Annotated in this window: 13 protein-coding genes; 3 read left to right on the top strand and 10 right to left on the bottom strand. The window is 69.9% G+C overall.

Translation table 11 applies throughout. The annotated features are described in order from the left end of the window. The first annotated feature begins 9 nt into the window (after positions 1-9). Complete coding sequence (locus tag ACFXHE_RS24550; RefSeq protein WP_379386575.1) at positions 10-1,809, top strand: penicillin-binding transpeptidase domain-containing protein; 1,800 nt, start codon at positions 10-12, stop codon at positions 1,807-1,809. A gap of 19 nt (positions 1,810-1,828) precedes the next feature. On the opposite strand, the gene ACFXHE_RS24545 is transcribed toward ACFXHE_RS24550, so the two are convergent. The 8 genes from ACFXHE_RS24545 to ACFXHE_RS24510 all read right to left on the bottom strand — a co-directional run bounded on the left by ACFXHE_RS24545 (position 1,829) and on the right by ACFXHE_RS24510 (position 20,408). Beyond that, complete coding sequence (locus ACFXHE_RS24545; protein WP_379386573.1) at positions 1,829-2,026, bottom strand: hypothetical protein; 198 nt, start codon at positions 2,024-2,026, stop codon at positions 1,829-1,831. A gap of 223 nt (positions 2,027-2,249) precedes the next feature. Next, the gene (locus tag ACFXHE_RS24540) at positions 2,250-2,759 is read right to left on the bottom strand and encodes a peroxynitrite isomerase (protein WP_379386893.1); all 510 of its coding nucleotides are present in this window, start codon (positions 2,757-2,759) and stop codon (positions 2,250-2,252) included. 75 nt (positions 2,760-2,834) lie between these two features. Next, positions 2,835-3,656, bottom strand: coding sequence for an ABC transporter permease (locus ACFXHE_RS24535; protein WP_379386571.1), 822 nt, complete (start codon positions 3,654-3,656; stop codon positions 2,835-2,837). 1 nt (position 3,657) lies between these two features. Next, the gene (locus ACFXHE_RS24530; protein ID WP_379386569.1) at positions 3,658-4,491 is read right to left on the bottom strand and encodes an antibiotic transporter; all 834 of its coding nucleotides are present in this window, start codon (positions 4,489-4,491) and stop codon (positions 3,658-3,660) included. Beyond that, a complete protein-coding gene (locus ACFXHE_RS24525; RefSeq protein WP_379386891.1) occupies positions 4,488-5,528 on the bottom strand; it encodes an ATP-binding cassette domain-containing protein in 1,041 nt (346 codons plus the stop codon). Before ACFXHE_RS24525 ends, ACFXHE_RS24530 begins: the two co-directional genes overlap by 4 nt. Positions 5,529-5,593: 65 nt before the next feature. Next, positions 5,594-18,952 carry an amino acid adenylation domain-containing protein gene (locus ACFXHE_RS24520; RefSeq protein WP_379386567.1) on the bottom strand — a complete coding sequence of 4,453 codons (13,359 nt, stop codon included), beginning with the start codon at positions 18,950-18,952 and terminating at the stop codon, positions 5,594-5,596. 37 nt (positions 18,953-18,989) lie between these two features. Next, on the bottom strand, positions 18,990-19,397 hold the full coding sequence (locus tag ACFXHE_RS24515) for an AMP-binding protein (RefSeq protein WP_379386565.1): 408 nt from the start codon (positions 19,395-19,397) through the stop codon (positions 18,990-18,992). Positions 19,398-19,544: 147 nt separating this feature from the next. Next, a complete protein-coding gene (locus ACFXHE_RS24510) occupies positions 19,545-20,408 on the bottom strand; it encodes a helix-turn-helix domain-containing protein (RefSeq protein WP_379386563.1) in 864 nt (287 codons plus the stop codon). A gap of 262 nt (positions 20,409-20,670) precedes the next feature. On the opposite strand from ACFXHE_RS24510, the gene ACFXHE_RS24505 reads away from it, so the two are divergent. Together ACFXHE_RS24505 and ACFXHE_RS24500 are read left to right on the top strand one after the other, a co-directional pair. Continuing rightward, complete coding sequence (locus ACFXHE_RS24505) at positions 20,671-21,030, top strand: DUF4254 domain-containing protein (RefSeq protein ID WP_040859778.1); 360 nt, start codon at positions 20,671-20,673, stop codon at positions 21,028-21,030. Positions 21,031-21,350: 320 nt separating this feature from the next. Continuing rightward, positions 21,351-21,713 (top strand): hypothetical protein, encoded by a 363-nt coding sequence (locus ACFXHE_RS24500; RefSeq protein WP_379386561.1) that lies wholly within the window; start codon positions 21,351-21,353, stop codon positions 21,711-21,713. A gap of 176 nt (positions 21,714-21,889) precedes the next feature. Here the strand turns inward: ACFXHE_RS24500 and ACFXHE_RS24495 are convergent, their stop codons facing one another. Continuing rightward, complete coding sequence (locus ACFXHE_RS24495; protein WP_379386559.1) at positions 21,890-22,057, bottom strand: hypothetical protein; 168 nt, start codon at positions 22,055-22,057, stop codon at positions 21,890-21,892. A 60-nt stretch (positions 22,058-22,117) separates the two neighbouring features. After that, positions 22,118-23,821: a hypothetical protein gene (locus ACFXHE_RS24490; RefSeq protein WP_379386557.1), complete on the bottom strand. Its 1,704-nt coding sequence runs from the start codon at positions 23,819-23,821 to the stop codon at positions 22,118-22,120. Positions 23,822-23,968: the final 147 nt, after the last annotated feature.

The raw sequence follows: 23,968 nt of genomic DNA, 5'->3' as shown, positions 1-23,968 counted from the left end.
TCTGATCCGATGTCAACACGGGTCTTCATCACGCTGATCGCCGCCGCGGTCGCCCTCCCGGTCACCGTCGCCGCGGCCGGTTGCTCGTCGGGTCCGCAGGGCCCCGCACAGGCGGCCGAGGCCTTCGTCTCCGCCTTCGCCGACCATGAGGTGCAGGCGGCGGCCGACCGCACCAGCCAGCCCGAAAAGGCCGGTGCCGCACTGGCTTCGGCGTGGGACCAGCTGCAAGCGGAGAAGCTGGTGGCCACCACCGGCGCCGCCCGCGTCACCGGCGATACCGCCATCGTCGACTACACCTACGAATGGCATCTGCCCAAGGACCGCGTCTGGACATACCAGGGCCAGCTGCAGATGGGCCGCGCCAACGGGCAGTGGCAGGTGCGCTGGTCCTCCGCCGACATCCACCCGCAGCTGGGCAATACCCAGACGCTGCAACTGCGTTCGAATCCCGCGCCCCGGGCGCGGGTGAACGAACGCTCGGGCAGTGACGTGATGGTGCCGGGCACGCTGTACCGGGTGCTGTTCAAACCGTCGGCATCGGCCGACCCGACCAGGGTCTCCGCGGCGCTGGCGAACGCCCTGCACCGCTTCGACGCGCACCTCACCCCGGACTCGCTGTTGCGCGCGGCCGGCAGGGCCGACGGCGCCTACACCGCGGCGCTGCTCTCGGAATGGGAGTTCGGCGAGGTGAATTCGCAGCTGCTGGGGCTGTCCGGGGTCACCTTCAGCAAGGAATTCGATCTGGTCCCCGCCGACCGCCACTTCGCCCCCGACCTCATGACCCAGGTCCGCAAGACCGTCATCGACGAGGTGGACGGCAAGGCGGGCTGGAGTGTGGTGACCGTGAATGCCAATGGCGTCGACACCGATGTGCTGCAGGAGGTCGATCCCCAGACCTCCCCGTCGTTCTCGCTCAGCGTCGACCGCTACATCCAGAACGCCGCCCAGAGCGCGGTGGATGCCCGCACCGAGCAGACCATGATGGTGGTGCTGCAACCCTCCACCGGCGCGGTGCTGGCCATCGCCCAGAACGAGGCGGCCGATGCCGACGGCCCGGTGGCGGCGATCGGCCTCTATCCGCCGGGCTCGACCTTCAAGACGGTGACCGCCGCCGCGACCATGACCGCCGGCCACGCCACCCCGGACACCGTGGTGCCGTGCCCGAGCCAGATCGTGGTGGGGGAGCGCACGATTCCCAACTACGACCTGTTCAGCGTCGGCAATGTGGCCATGGCGACGGCCTACGAGCGTTCCTGCAACACCTCGTTCGCCAAGCTCGCCTCGGAGCTGGGTGGCCAGGATCTGCGCACGGCCGCGTCTGCGCTGGGACTGGGCCCGGACTACACGATGGCGGGCCTGCCGACGGTGTCGGGTTCGGTGCCGCCCGACGATGATCCGGTGCAGCGCGCCGAGGACGGCATCGGTCAGGGCAAGGTGCTGGCCAGCCCGTTCGGCATGGCGATGGTGGCGGCGACGGTGGCGCACGGCTCGACGCCCGTGCCGTATCTGATCGCGGGCCATCCGACCCAGGTGTCGGGTGATCGGCCGCAGCTGAAGCCGGAGGTCATCGACGGGTTGCGGTTGATGATGCGCAAGGTGGTGCTCGGCGGTACGGCCGCGCGCATCGTCGATCAGGGCGAGGTCTACGGGAAGACCGGTGAGGCCGAGGTGGACGGCGGTTCGCACTCGTGGTTCATCGGATACCGCGGTGATCTGGCCTGGGCGACCCTGCTGGTGCGCGGTGGCAGTTCGGACAATGCGGTGGCGGTGACGCGGGACATGCTCGCGGCGCTGCCTCCGGGCTACTGAGGACCACCGCCCGGCAGGGTCAGCGTTCGCTGTAGGTGTCGAGTCGCGAGCAGGCGACGGGATGGATCGTGCCGAAGTTGTCGGTCACGAAGCGTTGGTCGGCAAGGGCTTGGACGGGTGGTCCGTCACTGGACGCGTCGCCGAGGATCTCGGTGACGCCCGCACCGGCGAGGATCATGCCTGCGGTGGTGATCAGCAGAAGGGCCGAGCGCTTCATGTCCCTCTCCCTTGTTTGGGGATGAGTTGGGAGACCCGAACGTTCGCCGCTATGGGCGAACACGGTGGTGATCCGGTGCTCATTAAGGGTTGGCTGACTGTTTGCCAATGGAAGAAACGGTAATCGGTCACTTATGCCGAGGCAACCCGCAAGTGTGCTGCCGCATTCCGTTTGGACGGAGATGCGGCAGGTTACGGGCCGGGTTGGAACCCGAAGTTCACTGTCAGTTTTGCCGCTGCATGGTCGCCGCGAGGTGATGGGTCAGCGGTTGCTCGACTGCGGCCATACGCAGCGAGTACTCGAGGGTGTCACCAGCGACGGTGATGGTGCGGCCCAGCGCGGTCACCGATTTCGCGGTGCTGCTGAGGCCGATCGAGGTGGAGTCGAGTTCCAGGCGCAGCTCGCCGTCCTCGGTCACCAGGCTGCCCTCGCAGATCTCGGTGATGCCGGTGGGATGGGCCAGGATGAGCTCGATGCGGTCGGGGCTGATCGCCCGCAGGTATCCGGTCTCGCTGTGCATGGGCCGACTGCCGTCGGCGGCGCGGGTGCGCTGCCGGTAGGTGAGGAAGGGGCGGCCGACGTGGCCGAAGTGCACTTCCTCCAGGTACTCGAACGGTTCGATGGTCGGGTATTCGCCGCGGCCGCGGCCGCGCCAGGTGCCCAGTAGCGGGGCCAGGTGGGCGATATCGGGGTGCGGCGCGACGGTGGATTCGGGTTCGAGCACGGCCGACAGCTTAATCGGCCCGGCGCGTAGCTGCGGGAGGTAGCCGCGCCTGGGCGCCGACATTCCCGGATAGGGGTATTGATCTCAGCGGCGGCTGGCCCGGCGGTAGCCGTAGGCGGAGGGGATGGCGAACACGATGATCAGGCCGGCGGACCAGGCGAGGGTCCGGATGAGCGGGCCCGCCACGGGTCCGCCCTCGGCCAGCGCACGCATGGTGTCGACGGCGACCGACATGGGCTGATCGCGGACCACGGGCTGAATCCACTGGGGGTAGGCCGGGAGCGGCACGAATCCGGTACTGAAGAACATGAGCAGTGACGACAGCAGTGCGACGGCCTCGACCAGGGTGGACTTGGCGGTGAACACGGCGATGGCGGTGACCATGGTGGCGAAGGCCAGTCCGAACAGCACCGGAATCCACAGGAAGGCGATGGCCTGCAACGGTCCCTGCCGGAAGCGGAAGCCGAGCGCGGTGCCGAAGCAGATGATCACGACGGTTCCGGCGAAGATGCGGCAGCCCTCGGCGATGATGCGCGCGGCGAGCCCGGAGGCACGGTGCACCGGCAGCACCCAGAAGCGGGACAGGATGCCCGCCTCCCGTTCCCGGCCGAGCATGACACCGCTGGCCACGGTTCCGGAGAGCGCGCCGACCAGGGTCACCATGGGGGTGGATCCGTAGAGGGCGCTGTGGCCGGAGAACTTCTGGATCTGTGAGCCCACCACGATGTCGAGCATGAGCAGCAGCAGGCACGGCACGATGAGGGTTTCGAGCAGCGTGATGGGGTCGCGGACCCAGCGCAGCAGCAAGCGCTGGGTCTGAATCCAGGTGTGCCGCAGCAGAGCTGGGGCCGAGCCTTCGCCGAAGACGATGGTGTCGGCGAGTTCGGGGTGGTCGAGGGTGGCCATATCAGGACCTCTTCAGGTTCTGCCGGGCGATGAAGTAGCAGGCCAGCGCGGTGCTGCCCACGAGCCACAGCAGCGGCGGCATCATGAGGGACCAGGTCACCGGGTGGGCCTTGCCGAGGGTGTCGCCGCCGAACGCGCGCAGCCCCTCGGCGTATTGGGAGACCGGCTGGTTGCGGACGAAGAACTGGACCCAGTGCGGGAATTGGTGGGCGGGGGCGAGACCGGTGGAGAGCATGCCGAGGATGAGCGGCGGCAGTACCAGCACCTGGGAGGTGGCCTCGGGGCTGTGTGTGGCGGTGCCGACGGCGTCCGCGGCGAGACAGAACGCGATGCCGATGGCCAGTCCGAGGGCCAGGAAGCCCAGGGTGTGCACCGTGCCGCCGACGAAGCGGAACCCGATCACGTGAGTGCTGACCACGGCCGAGGCGAGCCCGATGAGCAGCCGGAACACATTGGAGGACATGCGCGCCGCGGCGGGGACGAGCGGGTGCATGGGCATGGCGTCGAAGCGCCGGTCGAGGCCGGAGACCGCGTCGGTGGCGGCGCGGAAGGCGGCGGAGACCGCGGTGAAGGCGCACGCCTGCAGGATGACGATGGGCGCCATGAACTGCGCGTAGCTGCTGAATCCCAGTCCGGCGAAGGACATCACGCGGTTGAGCGGGATGTAGAAGCTGGCGGTGAAGGTGATGGGTGCCAGGATGGCGGTGATGATTTCGCCGGTTTTGACCGAGGGCACGATGAGCCGCGCCGTGAGCACCCACCACTGGGCGAGGGTGGCGGGGGTGGCGCGGACGTTGGTGAGCCACCCGGCGGGTGCGGCCCCGACGGCGGTCATGACCGGGTCCGATCCTCGGCGCTGAAGCGCCCGTCCGTCGTCCGGAACCGGACCGACGGCGAATCGTCTTCGGCTTCTTCGGATTTGGCGATGTGCCCGGTGAGTTCGAGGAAGACGTCGTCGAGGGAGGGCCGCCGCAGCGCGATGTCGACGAGTTCCATTCCGGCCGTGTCGAGCCGGCGCAGCGCCTCGGCGAGGGTCTTGGCGCCCTCCGGTGCAGGGATGGCGATCCGGTCCGAATCCCCGGTCAGCGCTTCGCGATTGGCGGCGGGCAGCAGGTCGCCGAGGGCGCGGGCGATGGCGGGCAGGTCCTCGATGCGCAGCGGCACGATCTCGCAGTAGCTGCCGCCGGTGCGGGCCTTGAGTTCATCGGCGGTGCCGTCGGCGATGACCAGGCCGTGGTCGATGACGATGATGCGGTCGCAGAGTGCGTCGGCCTCTTCGAGGTACTGCGTGGTGAGCAGGGTGGTGATGCCGTGTTTGCGGAATCCGCCGACGAGGTCCCAGACGCCCTGCCGGCTGCGCGGATCCAGGCCGGTGGTGGGTTCGTCGAGGAAGACCACCTCGGGCCGCACCACGAGTCCGCAGGCGATGTCGATGCGCCGTCGCATGCCGCCGGAGTAGGTGCCGACGCGGCGTCCGGCGGCCTGCACCAGGTCGAATTCCTCGACGAGTTCGTCGGCGCGGGCGCGGGCGGCGCGTTTGCGCAGGCCCATGAGGCGGCCGAACATGACGAGGTTCTCGTACCCGGACAGAGCGTCGTCGAGGGCGGCGAACTGCCCGGTCAGCATGATGGATCGGCGGACCGCGGCGGCGTCGGTGACGACGTCGTGCCCGGCGACCAGGGCGCGCCCGCTGTCGGGGGCGATGAGGGTGGACAGGATATTGACCGTGGTGGTCTTGCCCGCGCCATTGGGTCCGAGGATGCCGAGTACCTCGCCGGGCGCGGCCTTGAAGGTGATGCCGCGCAGCGCCCGGACCGCGCCGAAGGATTTCTCGACGTCTTCGACGACCACGCCGTCGACGCCGGTGTGCACGCTGCTCGGGGGTGCGACCGTCCTGGTTTCCACGTTTGTTGTATCGGGTTTGCCACTGTCGGTGTTCACGGCGTCCCTCCCAGGTGTGCGTCGAGAATGCGTGCGATGGCCGCGAGCGCGTGCGGTGCGGTGAGTTCGTCGTGGCTGACGTCGATGTCGTGGTTGCTGATGGTCCCGGTGATCCAGGGTCGCCAGCCGGCGGGTCCGAAGATGTCGGAGGTGTGCACGGTGGCGCTGAAATACAGTGCGTCGCCGTGGAATACGGGCCGTTGGTAGCCGGTGCGGGTGGCGGCGGAGGCGTTGTAGGAGGCGGCCATGCGTTCCAGGGTCTGCGCGTCGACCAGGCTGACGCCGCCCATGCGGTCGCGGATCATGGCCGCGGCCTGTTCGGCGCTGGCGTCGGCGGGAATGTCGGTGATCCCGAAGACCGAGCCGAAGGCCGCGACGAAGGAGCCGGCGGTGAGCTGGTCGATGCTGTCACCGTCGATATCGGTGCTGTCCGCGTCGAGCAGGGCCAGGGTGCCGACCTCGTCTCCGGTTGCCTCTAGCTGGGCGGCGATCGCGTGGGCGATCAGGCCGCCGAAGGACCATCCGAGCAGATGATAGGGGCCGTGCGGTTGCAGTCGGCGAATTTCGGCCACGTAGCGCGCGGCAAAGTCGGCGATGCTACGGGCGTGCGGTTCGCCGGACAGGTCGGGGGCCTGCAGGCCGTAGATGGGACGGCCAGGGTTCAACGTGTCGGCGAGGCCGAGGTAGGTCCAGGCGATGCCGGAGGACGGATGGATGCAGAACAGGGCGGGCTCGTCGCCGCCGGGCCGGATCGGCAGCACCACGTCCAGGCCGAGTCCCGGGGGCGAATCCGCCCGGATGGCAGCGATTTCGGCCGCGGCCTGCTGGTCGCGCAGATACCGGCGTTCGGCCTCAGCGGCGAGCTCGGCGGCCGGTGAGGTGGCGAAATAGGCTGCGGCGGCGAGCGCGTCGGTCCACAGGTGGGCCAGCATGGTGATCTCGTGGCGGGGCAGCAGGGTTTCGGGGAAGGTGAAGGCGGCCTGCAGGCGGTCCCCGACCACGACGGCATTGATCTCGATCTCGGCGGTGACGGGCACGTCGGGGTGCTCGATGGCGTGCAGGTCGCCGAACTCGTCGGTGGGCAGCCAGCCGAGATCTTCGAGCCCGGCCGGAATGTCGGCGGTGGCGTAGCGGCCGAGGTAGTTGAAGCCGATGCGGCCGGGCACCCGGTCGGGCAGGTCGGCGGCGGTCTCGGGGTTGAGGTAGCGCAGCATGCCGTAGCCGATGCCCTTGTCCGGCACGGACATCAGCTGGTGCTTGACCGCCCGGATGGCCGTGCCCATGGCCGGTCCGCCGGCGAAGGCGTCGCGAATCGGGATGTCGGACAGGGCGAGTCGCACCGGGTACACGGTGGTGAACCAGCCGATGGTGCGCGAAAGATCAGCTCCCGGAACGATTTCCTGCTGTCGCCCGTGCCCTTCGAGCCGGATCAGCACCGCCGCGCCGGGTTCCATCCGCCAGCGCATGACGGCCAGCGTGAGCGCGGCCACCAGGGTGTCCTCGACGGTGCCGTCGAACAGCGCGGGCAGGGTGGTGAGCAGGGCGGTGGTGACGTCCGCGTCGAGCTCGATCTCGACGGTGCGGACGGCCGGCACCCGGTCGACGGCGGGATCGAGCGCGCGCGGCCCGATCGGCGGGTCGGGGGTGGCGGCCACCTCACGCCAGTAATCCAGTTCGGCCGTACGGGTTTCGCGTTGCGCGGCTTCCTCGAGCGCGTGCGCCCAGCGGCGCAGGGAGGTGCCGGTCTCCGGCAGGATCGGTGGCGTGTCCCCGCTGATCTGCGCCCAGGCGGCGATCAGGTCCGGAATGAGGATGCGCCAGGACACGCCGTCGATGACCAGGTGGTGGGCGACCAGGATGAGGCGGCCGCGGCGGTCGGCGGGGCTGCCCGGGGCCGGGTCCAGCCACACCAGCTGCAGGACGGTCCCAGTGGCCGGGTCGAGGCGGCCGAGCGCGGAATCCAGTTCGGTGACGGCGTATTCGCGCAGGTCGACCGCGTCGGCGGTGTCGAATTCGATGCGATGCAGGAGCGCGTCCACATCGACAGCGCCGGGTTCGCGGATGCTCATCCGCCAGTCGCCATCCGCGTAGGCGAGCTGGGCACGCAGGGCGTCGTGGTGGTCGACGACGGCGGTGACGGTGGCGACGAGCTGGTCGCGCCCGATGCCCTGCGGCAGTTCCAGCACCGCGGTCTGCGCGAATCTGCGGTGGTCGCCGCCGCGTTCGACCATCCAGCGCACGATGGGGGTGAGCGGCAGCTCGCCGACTCCGCCGCCGGGCAGCTCCTCGAGGACGACGGTCTCGCCCGCGGCCGCCGCGAGCGCGGCCAGCGCCGCGACGGTGCGATGCTCGAAGATCTGCAATGGCGTGAGTTCGATGCCGCGCAGCCGGGCACGGGAGACCAGCTGGATGGCGAGAATGCTGTCGCCGCCGAGGGCGAAGAACGAGTCGTGCACGCCGACCCGGTCGCGGCCGAGCAGTTCGGCGACGAGCTCGGCGAGCACGGTTTCCAGCTCGGTGCTCGGTGCCCGGTATTCGGTCGCGGCCTCGAACACCGGCGCCGGCAGCGCCTTGCGGTCGAGCTTGCCGACGGCATTGAGCGGGATGGCGTCGAGCACCACGAACGCGGTCGGCACCATATAACCGGGCAGCCTGTCGGCGGCGTGGGCGCGCACGGCGGCCAGGTCGACCTCGCGCCCCGGCTCCGGCAGCAGATACGCCGCGAGCGCGGTGGCGCCGCCGGGTCCGGGAACGCCCAGGGTGACGGCGAATTCGACGCCTTCGGCGGCGGACAGCGCGGCATCGATCTCGCCGAGTTCGATGCGCTGGCCGCGCACCTTGACCTGGAAGTCGGTGCGGCCCAGGTATTCCAGGCGCGGTTCGTCGAGGTAGCCGGTCCAGCGCACCAGATCGCCGGTGCGGTAGAGCCGTTCACCGGGACGCCCGTACGGGTCGGCGACGAAGCGAGCCGCGGTGAGACCGGGTCGCGCGTGATAGCCGCGCGCCAGGGCCGGTCCGGCCAGGTACAGCTCCCCGGCCACACCCATCGGCACCGGGCGCAGGCGGTCGTCGAGGACGAGGGTGCCCGCACCGCGGATCGGGGTGCCGATGGTGACCGGCTGTCCGGCGGTGAGGGGCTCGGAAGCCGTTGCCCAGATGGTGAATTCGGTGGGCCCGTAGAGGTTGATCAGTGTGCGCCCGCTCGACCACCGGGCCACCAGGTCCGGGCTGATGGCCTCGCCCGCCACGGCCAGCACTCGCACGCTGGACACCGCCTCCGGGTCCAGGGTCGCCAGCGCCGAGGGCGTGATCACCAGGTGTGTGACACCCTGCGCCGCAATGAGATCCGACAGCGCCTCGCCGCCGAACACCTCGGGCGGGGCGACCACGGCGGTGCCGCCGGACCCGAAGGCCATGAGCGCCTCGAAGGCCGAGGCGTCGAAACTCGGTGAGGCGACCTGGAGTACGCGGCAGTGCTCACCGAGGCCCAGCAGTTCCCGCTGGGCCCGCACGAGGTCGGCGATGCCGCGATGCGAGACGGATACGCCCTTGGGTGTGCCGGTGGACCCGGAGGTGTAGATGAGCCATGCGGGCTGATCCGGGTACGTGGTCATGGCGCGGATCCGGCTCTGCCCCACTGCGATCCGTACGCTGGAGGCGGCGGGATCGTCGAGTACCAGCCAGCCGACGGTGTCGGGCAGCAGCGGCCGGTGGGCGCTCGTGGTGAGCCCGAGCATCGCACGCGAGTCGGCCAGCATGTGATCGATGCGGTCCAGGGGGTGACGCGGGTCGATGGGCAGGAAGGCCGCCCCGGCCTTGGCGCAGGCCCAGATCGCGGTGATCAGCTCGACGCCGCGCGAGAGGGCCAGCGCCACAATCGTTTCCGATCCCGCTCCGGCGGCCGAGAGCTGCATGGCCAGCCGCTGGGAGGCGGTATCCAGCTCGCGATAGGACACCGCGCGCCCGTCGGCGATGATGGCCGGGCACAGGCGGTGGGCGGTGGCGGCGGCCCGGAAAACCTGGGCGAGTGTGGTGATCCGTTGGTGCCGCGGGCCGCGCAGCGGCACCAGCGCGGTCCGTTCGGCGGCGTCGAGCAGGTCGATATCCGACAGCCGGACCCCGGGGTCGGTGGTGACGGCGGTGAGGATCCGCTGCCACCGGGTCACCAGCCGCGCGGCGGTGGCCTCGTCGAACAGGTCGGTGGCGAAGGTGAGCGTGCCGTCGAGCCCGGCTGCCTCGGTGCCGGGCAGCGGGGTGCGCAGATCGAAGGTCAGGTCGAACTGCGAGGCGTCCCGCTCGATGGGCTCGACCGTCACCTTCAGCCCGGGGAATTCGACCGCCGGCGGCTGGAAGTTCTGCAGCGACAACGACACCTGGAACAGCGGATGCTGTGCCGTCGACCGCGGCGGGTCCAGGACCTGCACCAGCCGCTCGAACGGCACCTCCGCGTGCGCGAAGGCGTCCAGATCGGTGGCCCGCACCTGCGCCAGGAACTCCCGGAACCCCGTGGCGGGATCCACGGGTGTGCGCAGGGCGAGCGTATTCACGAACATGCCGACCAGGTTGTCGAGGGCCGCCTCCCCGCGCCCGGCCACGGCGGTCCCGATCAGAATGTCGGGCGTGCCGGACAGCCGCGAGAGCAGCACCGCCAGCGTCGCATGCAGCACCATGAACAGGCTGGTATCGCTCGCGGCCGCCAATTCGGTGAGCGCAGCGTGCAATCCGGCGTCGAGCCGGAACTCCATATCCGTGCTCCGCAGGCTCTGCACCGCCGGCCGCGGCCGGTCGGTCGGCAGCTCCAGCACGTCGGGCGTCGCCGCCAGCCGTTCCTTCCAGTACCGAATCTGCTGTGCGGCACGCGATTCCGGATCCGCCTCGTCGCCCAGTAGTTCCCGCTGCCAGATCGAATAGTCGGCGTACTGCACCCGCAACGCCGGTCGCTCGGCCTCCGCGCCGCCACTGCGCGCGAGATACGCCGTCACCAGGTCGGTGGCCAGCGGTGCCATGGAGGCCCCGTCCGCGCTGATGTGGTGCACCACCAGCACCACCACGTGCACCTCGGCCGGGCCGGTCAGCCGGAGCACGCGGACCCGCAGCGGGGCTTCGCGGGTGAGATCGAAGCCCGCCCCGGTGCTTTCGGCAATGGCCGCGCGCAGGTCCGGGCCGTCGCCCGTCTCGGCGAAGCTGATCTGCGGCGCGGCCGCTTCGGCGCTGAGCACCACTTGGCGGGGGCCGTCGGCGTCGGCGGGGTAGATGGTGCGCAGCGATTCGTGACGGGCGGCCACATCGGCGACCGCCGCGTGCAGGGCCGCCACATCCAGCTCGCCGGTCAGGCGCAGGGCCGCGGTGATGTTGTAGGCGGCGGAGCCCGGGTCCAGGCGGTTGAGGACCCACATCCGTTGTTGAGCCGGGGACAACGGGATTCGGTCCGGGCGGATGCGCGGGGCCAGTGCCGGCAGCCCGGGAGTCTCGGTGCCGGGGACGATGCGGGACGACAGTTGCGCGACGGTGGGCGCGTCGAAGAGGTCGCGCAGGGCGATGGTCGCGCCGAGGGCGGCGTTCACCCGGGCCACCACGCGGGTGGCGGTGAGCGAGTTGCCGCCGAGGTCGAAGAAGGAGCGGTCGATGCTGACGCGCTCGGCGTCGAGGACGTCGGCGAAGACCTGGGCGACGGCCGTTTCGACGGCGGTGCGCGGGGCCAGGTAGCGCTGGTCGAGGGTCGCGAAATCCGGTGCGGGCAGCGCATTCCGGTCGAGCTTGCCGACCGGTGTCAGCGGCACATCGTCGAGTGCGATCAGGTAGCTCGGCACCATGTAGCCCGGCAGCGCGGCGGCGACGCGGGTGCGCAGCAGTTCGGTGTCGAGGGTGTGCCCGGCCGCGGCGACCACGTAGGAGACCAGCACCGTCTGCCCGCCCGGGCCGGGGCAGCCCAGGGTGGCGGCGTAGTCGACCTGCTCGTCGGCGGCCAGCACCGCGTCGATCTCGCCGAGTTCGATGCGCAGGCCGCGGATCTTGACCTGGAAGTCGCTGCGGCCCAGGTACTCCAGCTCCAGCTGTGCGCCGTCGGGTGTCTTGACCTCCACCCAGCGCACCATGTCGCCGGTGCGGTACATGCGCGCGCCGGGCGCGGTGTACGGGTTGGCGACGAAACGGGCGGCGGTGAGCCCGAATCGGTTGAAGTAGCCGCGGGCCAGTGCGGGACCGGCCAGATACAGCTCCCCGGTCACCCCGGTGGGCACCGGCCGCAGCCAGCCGTCGAGCACCAGGGCGGCCGCGCCGCGAATGGGCGCGCCGATGGTGATGGGTTCGCCCGCCAGCAGCTCACCCGGCCCGGTGGCCCACACGCTGAATTCGGTGGGGCCGTACAGGTTCACCAGGCGCCGCCCGGCGGACCAGGCGGCCACCAGTTCGGGCCCGGCCGCCTCACCGGCCACCGAGAGGCAGCCGAGTTCGTCGAGTCCCGCCGGATTCATGGTGGCCAATACCGACGGCGTGATGACCGCGTGTGTCACCCCTTCGGTGCGCAGCAGTTCCTCGAGTGCGCTGCCGCCGTACACATCCGGCGGCGAGATGACCAGCCGCCCGCCCGCGCCGTGTGCCATGAGCAGTTCGTGCACCGAGGCGTCGAAGCTGGGGGAGGCCACCTGCAGGGTGCTGGAGGCCTCGTCCAGATCCAGCAGACTCTGTTGCGAGGCAACGAGGTTGGCGAGTCCGCGATGGCTCAGCAGCACCGCCTTGGGCTTGCCGGTCGAGCCGGAGGTGTAGATGAGGTAGGCGGTCTGGGCGAGGTTGATGGGCCCGCCGCGTTCGGCGTCGGTGATGTGCGCGTCGGACACCGTCATGACCCGGCGGATGGTGTTGAGGTCGTCGAGCAGCAGCCAGTCGATACTGCCGGGCAGCGTCTCGCCGACCGCGCACACCGTCACCCCGATGGGCGCGCGGGAGTCGCTCAGGATGTGCTCGATGCGCTCGACCGGATAGCTGGGGTCCAGCGGCAGGAACGCCGCCCCGGTCTTGGCCAGGGCCCACACCGCCACCACGGATTCCACCGACCGGGTCAGGGCCAGCACCACGAAGCTCTCGCGGCCGACCCCGCGCCGCAACAGGACTCGTGCGAAGCGATTGGACCAGGCGTCGAGGTCGCGGTAGGTCATGCTGAGGGCGCCGGAGCTGAGGGCGATGCCGTCCGGATTGATACGCGCGCCCGCGGCCAGGATGTCGGGCAGGGTGCGCAGGGGGGTGGGCGTGCCGCCGCGTACGGGCAGCAGCTGGGTGCGTTCGATCGGATCGCAGTGCTGCAGTTGCGCGGTGCGGCGCTCGGGATGGTCGGCGATCTGGTCGAGCAGCAGTACGAACCGGTGGAGCAGCCGGCGCGCGGCCGCCTCGGGCAGCTCGTCGGCCATGAATTTGACGGTGATGGTGAGGCTTTCGCTGCCGTCGGCGGCGCGCTGCGGGATCACCATGAGGTTCAGCGGGTAGGGGGTGGCGTCGGTGCCGGACACGTCGAGGATCCGCATGCCCGCGATATCCAGTGCGCGCGAGAGGGTTTCACGGTCGATGGGATAGGACTCGAAGACGGTGAGGGTGTCGAACAGCTCGGGCAGCCCGACCGCCCGGTGGATGGCGGCCAGCCCGACGTGCTGGTGGTCCAGCAGCCGCGCCTGCTCGGCCTGCACCCGGGCCAGCAGATCGCCCACGCGCTCACCGGGATCCAGCCGCACCCGCACCGGCAGGGTGTTGATGAACAGCCCCACCATCTCCTCGACCCCGGCCAGCTGCGGCGGCCGCCCGGAGACGGTGCCGCCGAACACCACGTCGGTGCGGCCGGTGAGCATGGTCAGCAGCAGCGCCCACGCGGCCTGCACGGCGGTGTTCACCGTGGCCCCGGCGGTGCGCACGGTGTCGGTGAGCCGCTCCAGTCGCGCCGCGGTGAATTCGGCCGAGACCATGCCGGATTCGGTCGAGGTGATGCCCGCGAGGGTGGGCACCGCGCGGGTCGGTGCGTCGACCCCGGCCAGCGCCTCGGTCCAGGCCGCCAGGGACGCGGCGTCGTCCTGCTGATCGAGCCAGGCTAGGAATTCGCGATACGAGTGTGCCGGAGCCTGCGCGATCTCGTGCCCGGTGACCGCGGCCAGGTATCCGGCCAGCAGTTCGCGCACCACCAGCGGCGTGGACCAGCCGTCCAGGGCCAGATGGTGATTGGTCATGAGCAGCGTGTACGCCTCGGGTTCGGTGCGTACCAGGCTGAAGCGCAGCAGCGGCGGCCGGGCGAGGTCGAAGCGGGTGCCCGCGTCCACGGCGATGAGCCGGGCCAGTTCCCGCTGCCGTTCGGCCGGTTCCTCGATGCTGGTGAGATCGATGTCCTGCCAAGGGATCTCGGCCTCGCCGAGCACGAGCTGCCGGGGGCCGTCGGCGGTCTCGACATAGGCCACCCGGAGCACCTCGTGCCGGGCCGTCAGCGCCGCCGCGGCCGTGCGCAGCCGCGCGGCATCGACCCGGCCGGCCAGCGACAGTCGGGTCTGGACGGTGTACCCGTCGGCGGTGTCGGTGTCGTAGCGGGCGTGGAAGAGCAGGCCGTACTGCAGCGGCGACAGCGGCCAGACCTCGGTGAGGTCCGGGTACTCCCGCTCCCAGGCGTCGATCTGCGCCTGATCCACCGTGACCAGCGGGAAGTCCGAGGGCGTGTGCCCGCCGGCTCCGGCGTGCCGGGCATGGGCCACCAGCGCGGTGACCGCCCGCCCCCACAGCCGCGCGAACTCCCGCACCTGCCCGGGCGTGAGCAGCCGTGAGGCGTAGGCCCAGGTCACCTCGAGGCCGGCGGCGGTGTGGAAGGCATTGATGTCGACGACCGCCGCCAGCGGTGCGCGATCGTCCTGGGTGGCGGCGAATCTGACCGGCACCCACGGGGTTTCCGCGCCGCCCGGATGCTCCACCCCCGCGCCCGTGCGACCGAGATAGTTGAAACTGATCTGCGGCGTGGGCGAATCGTCGAGCGGGTTGGGTCCCGCACCGAGGTAGCGCAGCATGCCGAAGCCCACGCCCTTGTCGGGAATCGCCCGCAGCTGCTCCTTCACCGCCTTCAGTGCCGCGCCCGCCGCGGGCCCGCCCCGGAAGGCGTCGTCGAGGTCGAGGTCGCCGAGGTCGAGCGCCACCGGGAACACGCTGGTGAACCAGCCGATGGTGCGTGAGATGTCCGCACCCGGCAGCACCGATTCCTCACGCCCGTGCCCCTCCACGGTGAGCAGCGTCCGGCGGGTGCGCCGCCAGCGGCTCGCCGCCAGCGCCAGCGCGGTGAGCAGGGCGTCGTCGAGTCCGCAGTGGAAGCGCGCCGGAATGAATTCCTGTGCGGCCGTGGCGGTATCGCTGTCGATGACGGTCCGCAGCTGCCCCATGGTGGCCACGGTGTCGAGCTCCGGATCCAGGGCCCGGGTGCCCAGCCGCGGGTCCGGTGTGGTGAGGATCCGCCGCCATTGCGGGATCTCGGCCGCGCGCGCCGGGGTCTGCTCGACCTGCCCGTGCGCCCAGCGCCGGAACGAGGTCCCCACCGGCGCGAGCGGTCCGCCCGCCCAGGCGGTGGCCAGATCCGGCAGCAGGATGCGCCAGGACACGCCGTCGGTGACCAGGTGGTGCAGCACCACCCACAGCAGTGGCAGGGCGTCCTCACGGTCGATGAGCACGAAGCGGGCCACGATCCCGGCGGCGGGATCCAGCAGGTCGGCCGCGCGCTGCAGTTCGTCCTCGCCGTCGGTGCCGGGTGCGGCGGTCACGGTTTCGATGAGGGCCCCGGCCTCGATCGTGCCGGGCGCGCCGACCCGCCACTCCCACGGGCCGCTACCGTTCGCGGGCCGGTGGGTGAGGGTGCTGCGCAGCAGGTCGTGCCGGTCGAGCAGGGCCTGCACCGCGATCGTGAGCCGGGATCGGCCGGCTTCGCCGGAGGCGAAAGTGTCTTCAGTGCCGGAGGCGAGAGTGTCTTCAGTGCCGGAGGCGAAAGTGTCTTCAGTGCCGGAGGCGAAAGTGTCTCCAGCGCCGGAGGCGAAAGTGTCTCCAGCGCCGGAGGCGAGAGTGTCTCCAGCGCCGGAGGCGAAAATGTCTTCAGCGCGGGGGAGCGGAATCAGCACGGCCTGAGCGAATCTGGGCCAGGTCTCGCCCTGCTCGAGCATGGCGTGCACGATCGGGGTGAGCGGCACCGGGCCCACCGCGCCGCCGGGCAGTTCCTGGACCACCGGGGCGGTCACCTCGGTGGCGACGACGGCCAGCGCCGCGACGGTCTTGTGCTCGAACACGTCCCGGGCCCGCAGCCCGAGTCCGGCCGCCTTGGCGCGCGCCACCAGCTGGATGGCCACGATGCTGTCGCCGCCGAGGGCGAAGAAATTGTCGTCCGCCGCAACCGATTCCACCCCGAGCACCGCGGCGAAGACCTCCGCGAGCGCACGTTCCCGCTCGGTGGCGGGCGCGCGACCGGCGCGGGGGCCGGATCCGAAATCTGGTCTGGGCAGCGCGCGGCGATCCACCTTGCCCGCCGGGGTGAGCGGCAGCGAGTGCAGCACCATCACGACCGACGGCACCATGTGCGCCGGAAGCGACTGGGCCACCGTGGCTTTCACCTCCTCCGGCGCGACCACCGAATCGGCCGCCAGCACGTAGGACACCAGCGCGGTCGCACCGCCGGGCGTGGTCGCGCCCACCGTGACCGCCATCTCGACCCCCGGATACCGCGCCACCGCGGCGTCCACCTCGCCGAGTTCGATACGGAAGCCGCGCACCTTCACCTGGGTGTCGCCGCGGCCCAGGTACTCCAGTTCCCAGCGGTCGCCGCGCCGGCGCCACCGCACCAGGTCGCCGGTGCGGTACATGCGCGCGCCCGACGCGAACGGGCTGGCCACGAAACGCTCGGCGCTCAGGCCGATGCGCTGGTGGTAGCCGCGGGCCAGACCAGGCCCGCACAAATACAGTTCACCCGTCACGCCCGGCGGCACCGGACGCAGCCACGGATCGAGGACGACCGCCCCCATGCCCCGCGAGGGCGCGCCGATCGTAATGGGATCGCCGGGGGCGAGCGGGGCGCTCAGGGTGGCGGTGACGGTGGCCTCGGTCGGGCCGTAGCCATTGATGACACACCGCCCGGCCCAGCGGACCGGCAGCTCGGGCGGGCAGGAGTCGCCGCCCACCACCACGGTGCGCAGCCGCGGCAGCGTGTCCGGTTCCAGCGAACCCGCCACGGCCGGTGTCACATTCAGGTGGGTGACCTCCAGGTGCCGCAGCACCCGCGCCAGCTCTTCGCCCGCGTAGGCGGCCGGCGGCACCACCGCCACCGTCGCGCCGACCGCGAGGGCGACCAGCAGCTCCTCCACCGAGATGTCGAAACTCGGCGAGACCGCGTGCGCCACCACGGCATCCGATCCGACGCCGAACGCGGCTCCGGAACTGGTGACCAGATTCGTCAGGCCGCGATGGGTGACCGCGACGCCCTTGGGCAGCCCGGTCGAGCCGGAGGTGTAGATGAGGTAGGCGACCTGGTCCAGGTGCAGGGGCGCACGCCGGTCGGCGTCGGTGATCGGACCGGAATCGCTTGCGGCGATGAGCTTCTCGGTGGCCGGGTCGTCCAGCACCAGCCACTCGACCCGATCCGGCAGGGCCGCTTGGGAACCCGCCACCGTCACGCCCGCGACCACGCCGCTGTCGGTGAGCATGTGCTCGATGCGGTCGATCGGATAGCCGGGGTCGACGGGCACGAACGCCGCGCCGGTCTGGGCGACCGCGCACATGGCCAGCACCGACTGCGCGGAACGCGGGATCGAGATCGCCACCGTGCGTTCCGGTCCGGCCCCCGCCGCGATCAGCACCCGGGCCAGCCGATCGGTGTACTCGGTGAGCTCACGGTAGTTGAACGCGGTCCCGTCCACCCGCAGGGCGATGGCCGACGGGTTCCGGCCCGCCCCCGCCGCGAGGATCTCGGGCAGCGTGCGCGGACCGGTGCCCTCGCTGCCCTGTGCGGGGGCCAGTTCGGCGCGTTCCGTTTCGGAGAGCGCGGTCACCGCCGCCAGCGGTTGTTCGGAGCCACCGGCCAGGAAGCGGTGCAGGAACTCCAGGAAGCGCGCGTGCAGCACCGCGAGTTCGGGCTCGTCGTAGCGGTTCGGATTGGCCTGGAAGTCGATGTGCGTGCGTTCAGCGCCGCCGCCCGGATAGACGTTCACGAACAGGTCGTCGATGAGGCCCGAGGTCAGCACGTGCAGCTGCCCGGTGACCCCGCCCAGGCGGATGCGGGTGTCGGCGAGCATGAGATTGACCGTCGGGCCGAAGCCCGCCACCTCGTCCATGGCCCAGCCGAGGTCGCGGATGATGTCCTCCTGCCGGTACCGCTGGCGGCGCAGCGCGGCGGTGAGTTCACCCTGGGTGGCGCGGATGAGATCGCCGACCGTGGCGGTGGGGGAGGGACGCAGCCGCAGCGGCACCACATTGGCGACCATGCCGCCGGAGCGGCGCAGGACGGCGGTGGTGCGGCCGGACACCGGCAGGCTCAGCACGATCTCGCCCGCCCCGGTCATGGCGCCGACATAGGCGGCGAAGGCGGCGACCACGACCGGCGCCGGACTGGTGGACAGGGCGGTGGTGAGCGAATCCAGCAGGGCCGCCGTGGATTCCGGCAGTGTGCCGCTGAGCAGGCGGGGGTGGGCGTCGACCGCGCCGGTGCGCTTGCCCAGCTGCGCCGGTTCGGGCAGGCCCGCCAGATGCGCGCGCCAGTACTCCCGGTCGGCCTGGAGCTTGTCCGAATCCCGGTATGCCGCATCGGCTTCCACGATGCGCTGCAACGGCTCGGCCCGGCCGGGCGGAATCTCGTGCCCGGCGGCGGCCTCGTTGTAGATCTCGGACGTGCGCTGCAGCATGGTGAGCGCGCCGACGCCGTCGATCAGGATGTGGTGGAACCGCGAGTACCAGTACCAGTGGTCCGGGCCCAGGCGCAGCATGGCGATCAGGCACAGCCGGTCGCGGGTCAGGTCCAGGGGCGCGGTGTACTCGGCGTGCATCCACGCTCGCGCAGCGGCCGCCGGATCGGGCGCGCCGCTCAGGTCGACGGTGTCGATCGCGTCGTCGAGCGTGGTGTCCACGAGCTGCCGGGGCAGCTCGTCGATTTCTGTCAGGCGCAGGTAGCCGGTGCCGAACTCGCGCCCGGCGCGGCGGATCGCGTCGGCGAGCAGCTGCACGTCGACGGGGCCGGCGAGCTCCACGTACTGGGCGATCGAGACGGGCGTGTCACCCGCCAGCTGCTGGGCGAACCAGATGCCGCGCTGGGCCGCCGAGAGAGCGAAGGCCGCGGACGAATCAGGGGTGGATGTGGACAGGGTGCTGAAAACCATTCTGAAACATCCTGCGGGCGATGATGATTCGGTACGGTCAGGCTGCAGCCTCCCGTGCCGGCGGCAGTTCCGCCGCGGTGAGCGGGGCGTCCGAACCGGTGAGGTACTGCACCAGCGTGGAGCGGTCGTCGAGCACCAGCCAGCAGCTCGGATCGGTGATCCGCTCCCGGCCGTCCTTGGTGGTGACGCCGAAATCGGCACGGGCCACCGTGGTTTCGGTGGTGAGCGGCACCGGAATCGCGCCGATCTTGGTGATGGCCAGACGGGACACCGCGGCCTCCAGCTGCGGGGTCTCCGCGATCGCGATGCGGGCCCCCGGGTGGGCTCCGAGCCGCAGCAGCATGCGCGCGAGGCGGTTGCTCCAGCGATCCAGTTCGGCGTAGCTCAGTTCGCAGTCGGCGGCGGTCATCGCGATGGCGGCGGGCGATTCGACCGGCTTGCACATCGAACATCATCCTCTCGGAGGGGCGCTTGCGGTGGCGTTCGGTATGTATCTACTGTCGCCGCCGCGCGCCGTGGCCGATAGCGACCACAGTGCTGCCGGAACCCGCTCCGAGGGTGCGGATGAACCCACCCTGGGGTGGGTGGAAGATCAGCCGCCCAGGCCCTCCATGGTCTGGGAGATCATGGCGATGGAGTCGCGCGGGCTCAGCGCCATGGCTCGGAGCTGGTCGAACATCACGCCGTAGCGGCGTACCTCCGGGTGGCCCTCGATCAGCTCGTCACTGGCGATGCCCTCCACGTAGACCAGCTCCGGGTCCGCGGGGTCCGGGAAGTCCAGCAGCGTGAAGGAGCCCAGCATGCCCGGGTGCGCGCCGGCGTCGAAGGGCAGGATCTGCAGGATCACATTGCGCTTCTCGGTGTGCTCCAGCAGCAGGGTGAACTGCTGGAACATCACCTCCGGGCCGCCCACCAGCCGGCGGATGACGGCCTCGTCCAGCACCACCCACAGCTCCAGCGGATCGTCCTTGGTGAGCACCTTGGCCCGCTCCTGGCGCGCCCGGATCCGTTGCTCGATAACCTGATCCGAGATCTTGGGCATGGTGGTCTGGTACACCGCGTTCGCGTACGCCTCGGTCTGTAGCAGGCCGGGGATATAGGTGGACTGGAAGAACCGAGCCGAGAGCGCCTCGGCTTCGAAGTTGATGTAGGCGCCGTAGACCTCCGACACCGCATCCTCGAAAGACCGTGCCATGCCTGGGCGGAGCGCATCCACCAGCAACTGCAAGGCATCTGAACGTTGCGGCTCGCCGATGCCGTAGAGGTCCAGCATGGCCGTCAGGGTGCGGCGCTGGGGCCTGGCCTGAGCGGTTTCGATGCGGTAGAGGGTGGTCACGTTGATGCCGGTCTTGGCGCTGACCACTTCTTTGCTGAGCTGCGCGTTCTCGCGCATCTCGTGCAGCATCGCTGCGAGCCGCCGCAAACGGACGGTGAGCACGGTGCGCTTGCCTGCCATGACAACCCTTTCCCTTGTCGCACTTGCTAGAACGCAGTATTGCGTTCTTGCATTTGTAAGAGCATGATCCAGCTAGCCTATTCGTGAACAACCGATCCGATGACCGGTATAGCTGAATCCGGAGACCAATCATGTTGGTGCGATTAGTGATGCTGTCGGGTGCGTATAGGGAGTCTCGATGACCATGTCGATAGCCGGTGTCCTGCCGACCGCTCCGCAATTGCTCTGTGCCTTCCAGGGGAGGCGATTTCAAGATCGAGTGTTGCTACGGTCGGCGCACGCACTCGCCGAACTGCACGAACGTCGCGGCCAGGTACGGGATCCCATGATGGTCAGCGAGATCGATTGTCGCCGCAGCGAACTCGTTGACGATATCAATGATTGGGTGGAACAGGAACTGCCGCAACACCGCAACGGCGCCACGCTGCACACCGAGAGCCTGGGCGCGGTCGTCGACCGCATGGCCCGGAGCTGGGTGGAGGCCAATCAGGTGATCGATCACGAGGGCGCGGCCAGTGATAACACCCATAAACACTGGTACCACCTGGCCGAACTGGTGGACGGCTACACTGATCTCGTAATCGACGTGGCCGGTGGCCGCCGCCGTTTACCAGAACAATGATTCCAAATGCATTGACACAATTGATGTATTGCCACCGAATCGTTGATCGTCAGCGGTGACGTCAGCCGAGTCGTGCTATCGGACCAATAGGTCGCTCGAACCGTAGGACGTCGCCCGCCCGAGACGGCGGGCGCAACGGGGCGCCCCGCCCGGCGTGCCGCGTGGTCGACTGGCGCGGCACGCCCGCCTGGATAAATTGCGGAGCGCCCCAAAACCATCCGTGCGGTTTTTGTTCACGCCATGTTTCATTCACGTGGCGGCGGATTCACAACAATGCGGGTGAAATACGGCGTTTCACAATTCGAGGGAGGGAGTTCTTCATGAACACGGGCGAGGGCGCGGCCACCGAGCTCTACCGGCGGGCCCAGGACGGCACATTCCGCCTGGAGGTGGGGGCGGCGCGCACCTGCGCCGCACACTTCCTGCGGTTCGCAGACGCACTGGACCCGCAAATCGAGCGTAGCCACGATACTCATACCCTCACCGGCTTCGGTGATTTCGACTCCGCCCACCAACTCCGGCGCGGTTTCGAACACAAGGGCCGCCAGCTCACCGAGGCCCTGAGCGCCCTGCGGCACTCCGCCCTCGACATGGCCGCCGCCTACCTGCTGGCCGCCGGCCTGATCGAGGCCACCGACGCCACCTACTCGCGCACCCTGCTGGCCGCCACCGCCGGCCTCTGAGACTTCGGGTCTTGTTGATCCCTCACCCGGAGAAGGTTGGGCCGGTATCCGTCGAACGGGTACCGGCCCAATTCTTGTCGTCCGGACCCGGCGCTGTCGGTGGACCGCCAACCCGTTCCGCCGCAGCCGATCTCATCCGTTCCCGGAGAACGCCACCGTCGTCCCCACCCCGATGATCATCGCGCCGCCGGTGGTCCCCACCGCTTCCAGCCGCCGCGGCGAGCGCACGAACACTCACGCGCCGATGCCGCGCCGAGCGCCCACGCCACATCCGAAAGCACCTGCAGCACCGGGAAGATCACCGCCGCCACTCCGAATGCCACCACATGCGACACAGGCACCATCCCCCCAGGGTATCCACGGTGGATGCCGGATGCGGCTGTTCCGCTCGGAAGCTGTTGGGGTCAGCGGGTTTTCCAGTAGTTGTCGGGGCCTACCAGGTTGAGGATGGTGCGGGAGGGGGCCTCGAGGTTGGGTTCGAGGGAGGAGTCGACTGCGAGGTTGATGTAGAGGGAGTAGGACTCGTAGAGGTAGCGGTATTCCTGGCTGCCCCAGCTGGAGTAGGTGGCCTTGAAGAGGGTGTCGGTGTTGGCCTGGCAGACGCTGGAGCCGACGCCCTGGGTGGGGCACCAGACGTCCCAGATCTGGTCCTGGCCCTTGAGGCCGTTGTAGAGGGTTTCGGCCTCGGTGTTGGAGGGGAAGGCGAAGACCTCGATGGAGGTCAGGATCTTCTCTGAGGCGTCGAGGTAGACACCGGTCATCATCTGCTGGCACTTGTTGTTCTGCAGCGCCGTCTTCACGTTCTGCGACATATTGCTGGAGACGCAGTCCTTGGGGCCGAAGGAGCGACGAGTGAACACCACGCCCTTGCTGTCGGTGAAGCTCTGCGGCAGTAGGGCGTCCGCGGTGAACGGGGTCTTGTCGGTGGACTGCTTGTTGAGGGTGTTCTTGTCGAAGCCCGCGGTGGTGCTGGTCGGCGGGGCCGTCGTGGTCACGGTGGTGGTCGTGGAGGCGCCGGCGGCCGAGTTCTTGCTGGAGTCCTTGCCGGTGAGCACCACCGCGCCCACCGCGATGGCGATGACCAGTACCACCAGCAGGACGCCGAGGATCACCTTGAGTGCCGTGTTCGCCGAATTGGACTGCGGTGCGGTCGAATACGCCACCGGCTGCTGTGGCGTGGACCAACCAGTCGGTGGGCTCGGCGTGGTCGGCGAGCCGAACGCCACCGTCGCCATGGCGGGCGCACTGGCCGGCTGCCCGGCGTGCCGATCCAGCACCGCCAGCGCCTCGGGCACATAGTTCGCACCATCGGGCGTCAGATACACCGCCCGCAGCGTGTCACTCCACTCCGTCGCGGAGGGCCTGGCGTCCGGCCCGAATCCGCCATTGCCGAAGGCCCGGTCGAACAGCGCCCGCACCCGCGGATCGAGATCGGCGGGCACCCCGGACGGCTGCCACGGCGCACCGGGCGACCCCGCCCCGGCATCCGGCAGCAACGTCCGATACACCAGCACCGCCAGGTCGTACCGATCCTTCAACCGGTCGTGGGCCGCGTCGAGCGTCGTCGGCCCGGCCGTGTCGATGACGTACGCCAGCGGCGCGGCCGGCTGCCACAGCACGTTCTTGGCGGACAGGTCCCCGTGTACGAATTGCCGTTCCTCGAGCACCCGCGCGATGTCGCTCAGCCGGATCGCCAGTCCGGCCCGGAAATACGACGCCACCTGCCCGGGCGCGGCCCACAGCTGATCCAGCGTGCGCGGCCGCCCGTCCGGCTGCAGGAAGTCCATGGGAATCAACGGCAGCACGGTCCCGGCCAGCATCCCCTCGTGCAGCACCAGATCGATCGGCCAGTTCACCGCCTCGGCGGCGTCCCCGGTGGACCCGCCCGCGGCCTCGGCGGCGAGGACGGTCTGCCGTCCGAAGAACATGGCCTGCCGCGCCGATTCGATGGCGTCGGGACCGGTGACCGGAGTCCGGTACAGCTTGTAGAGCCGCTGCTGCCCACGCGGATCCCGGCACAGGTACTGCACCGACCGGCTGCTCGCGGTATAGAACGGTTCGTTGTCCCCGTCATAGGACTCACCGGACAACCCTGCTACGACCACCATCGAACTACCCCCGCCCGAGCAGTAACTCCGACAACGCGAACGAACCCGACAACGCGGTGAGCCTAACCGCTCAACTGTCCGCCGCGCCCGGCAATAAACGCAAGACACCGCTGACCGTCCCCTCATTCGCGGTCAGCGGTGTGGTGC

The sequence above is a fragment of the Nocardia sp. NPDC059229 genome (assembly GCF_042754165.1).
In the GTDB taxonomy this organism is placed as follows: Bacteria; Actinomycetota; Actinomycetes; order Mycobacteriales; family Mycobacteriaceae; genus Nocardia.
The sequence above is the reverse complement of the archived record's forward strand: the minus strand, read 5'-3'. Positions and strand labels throughout refer to the sequence as shown.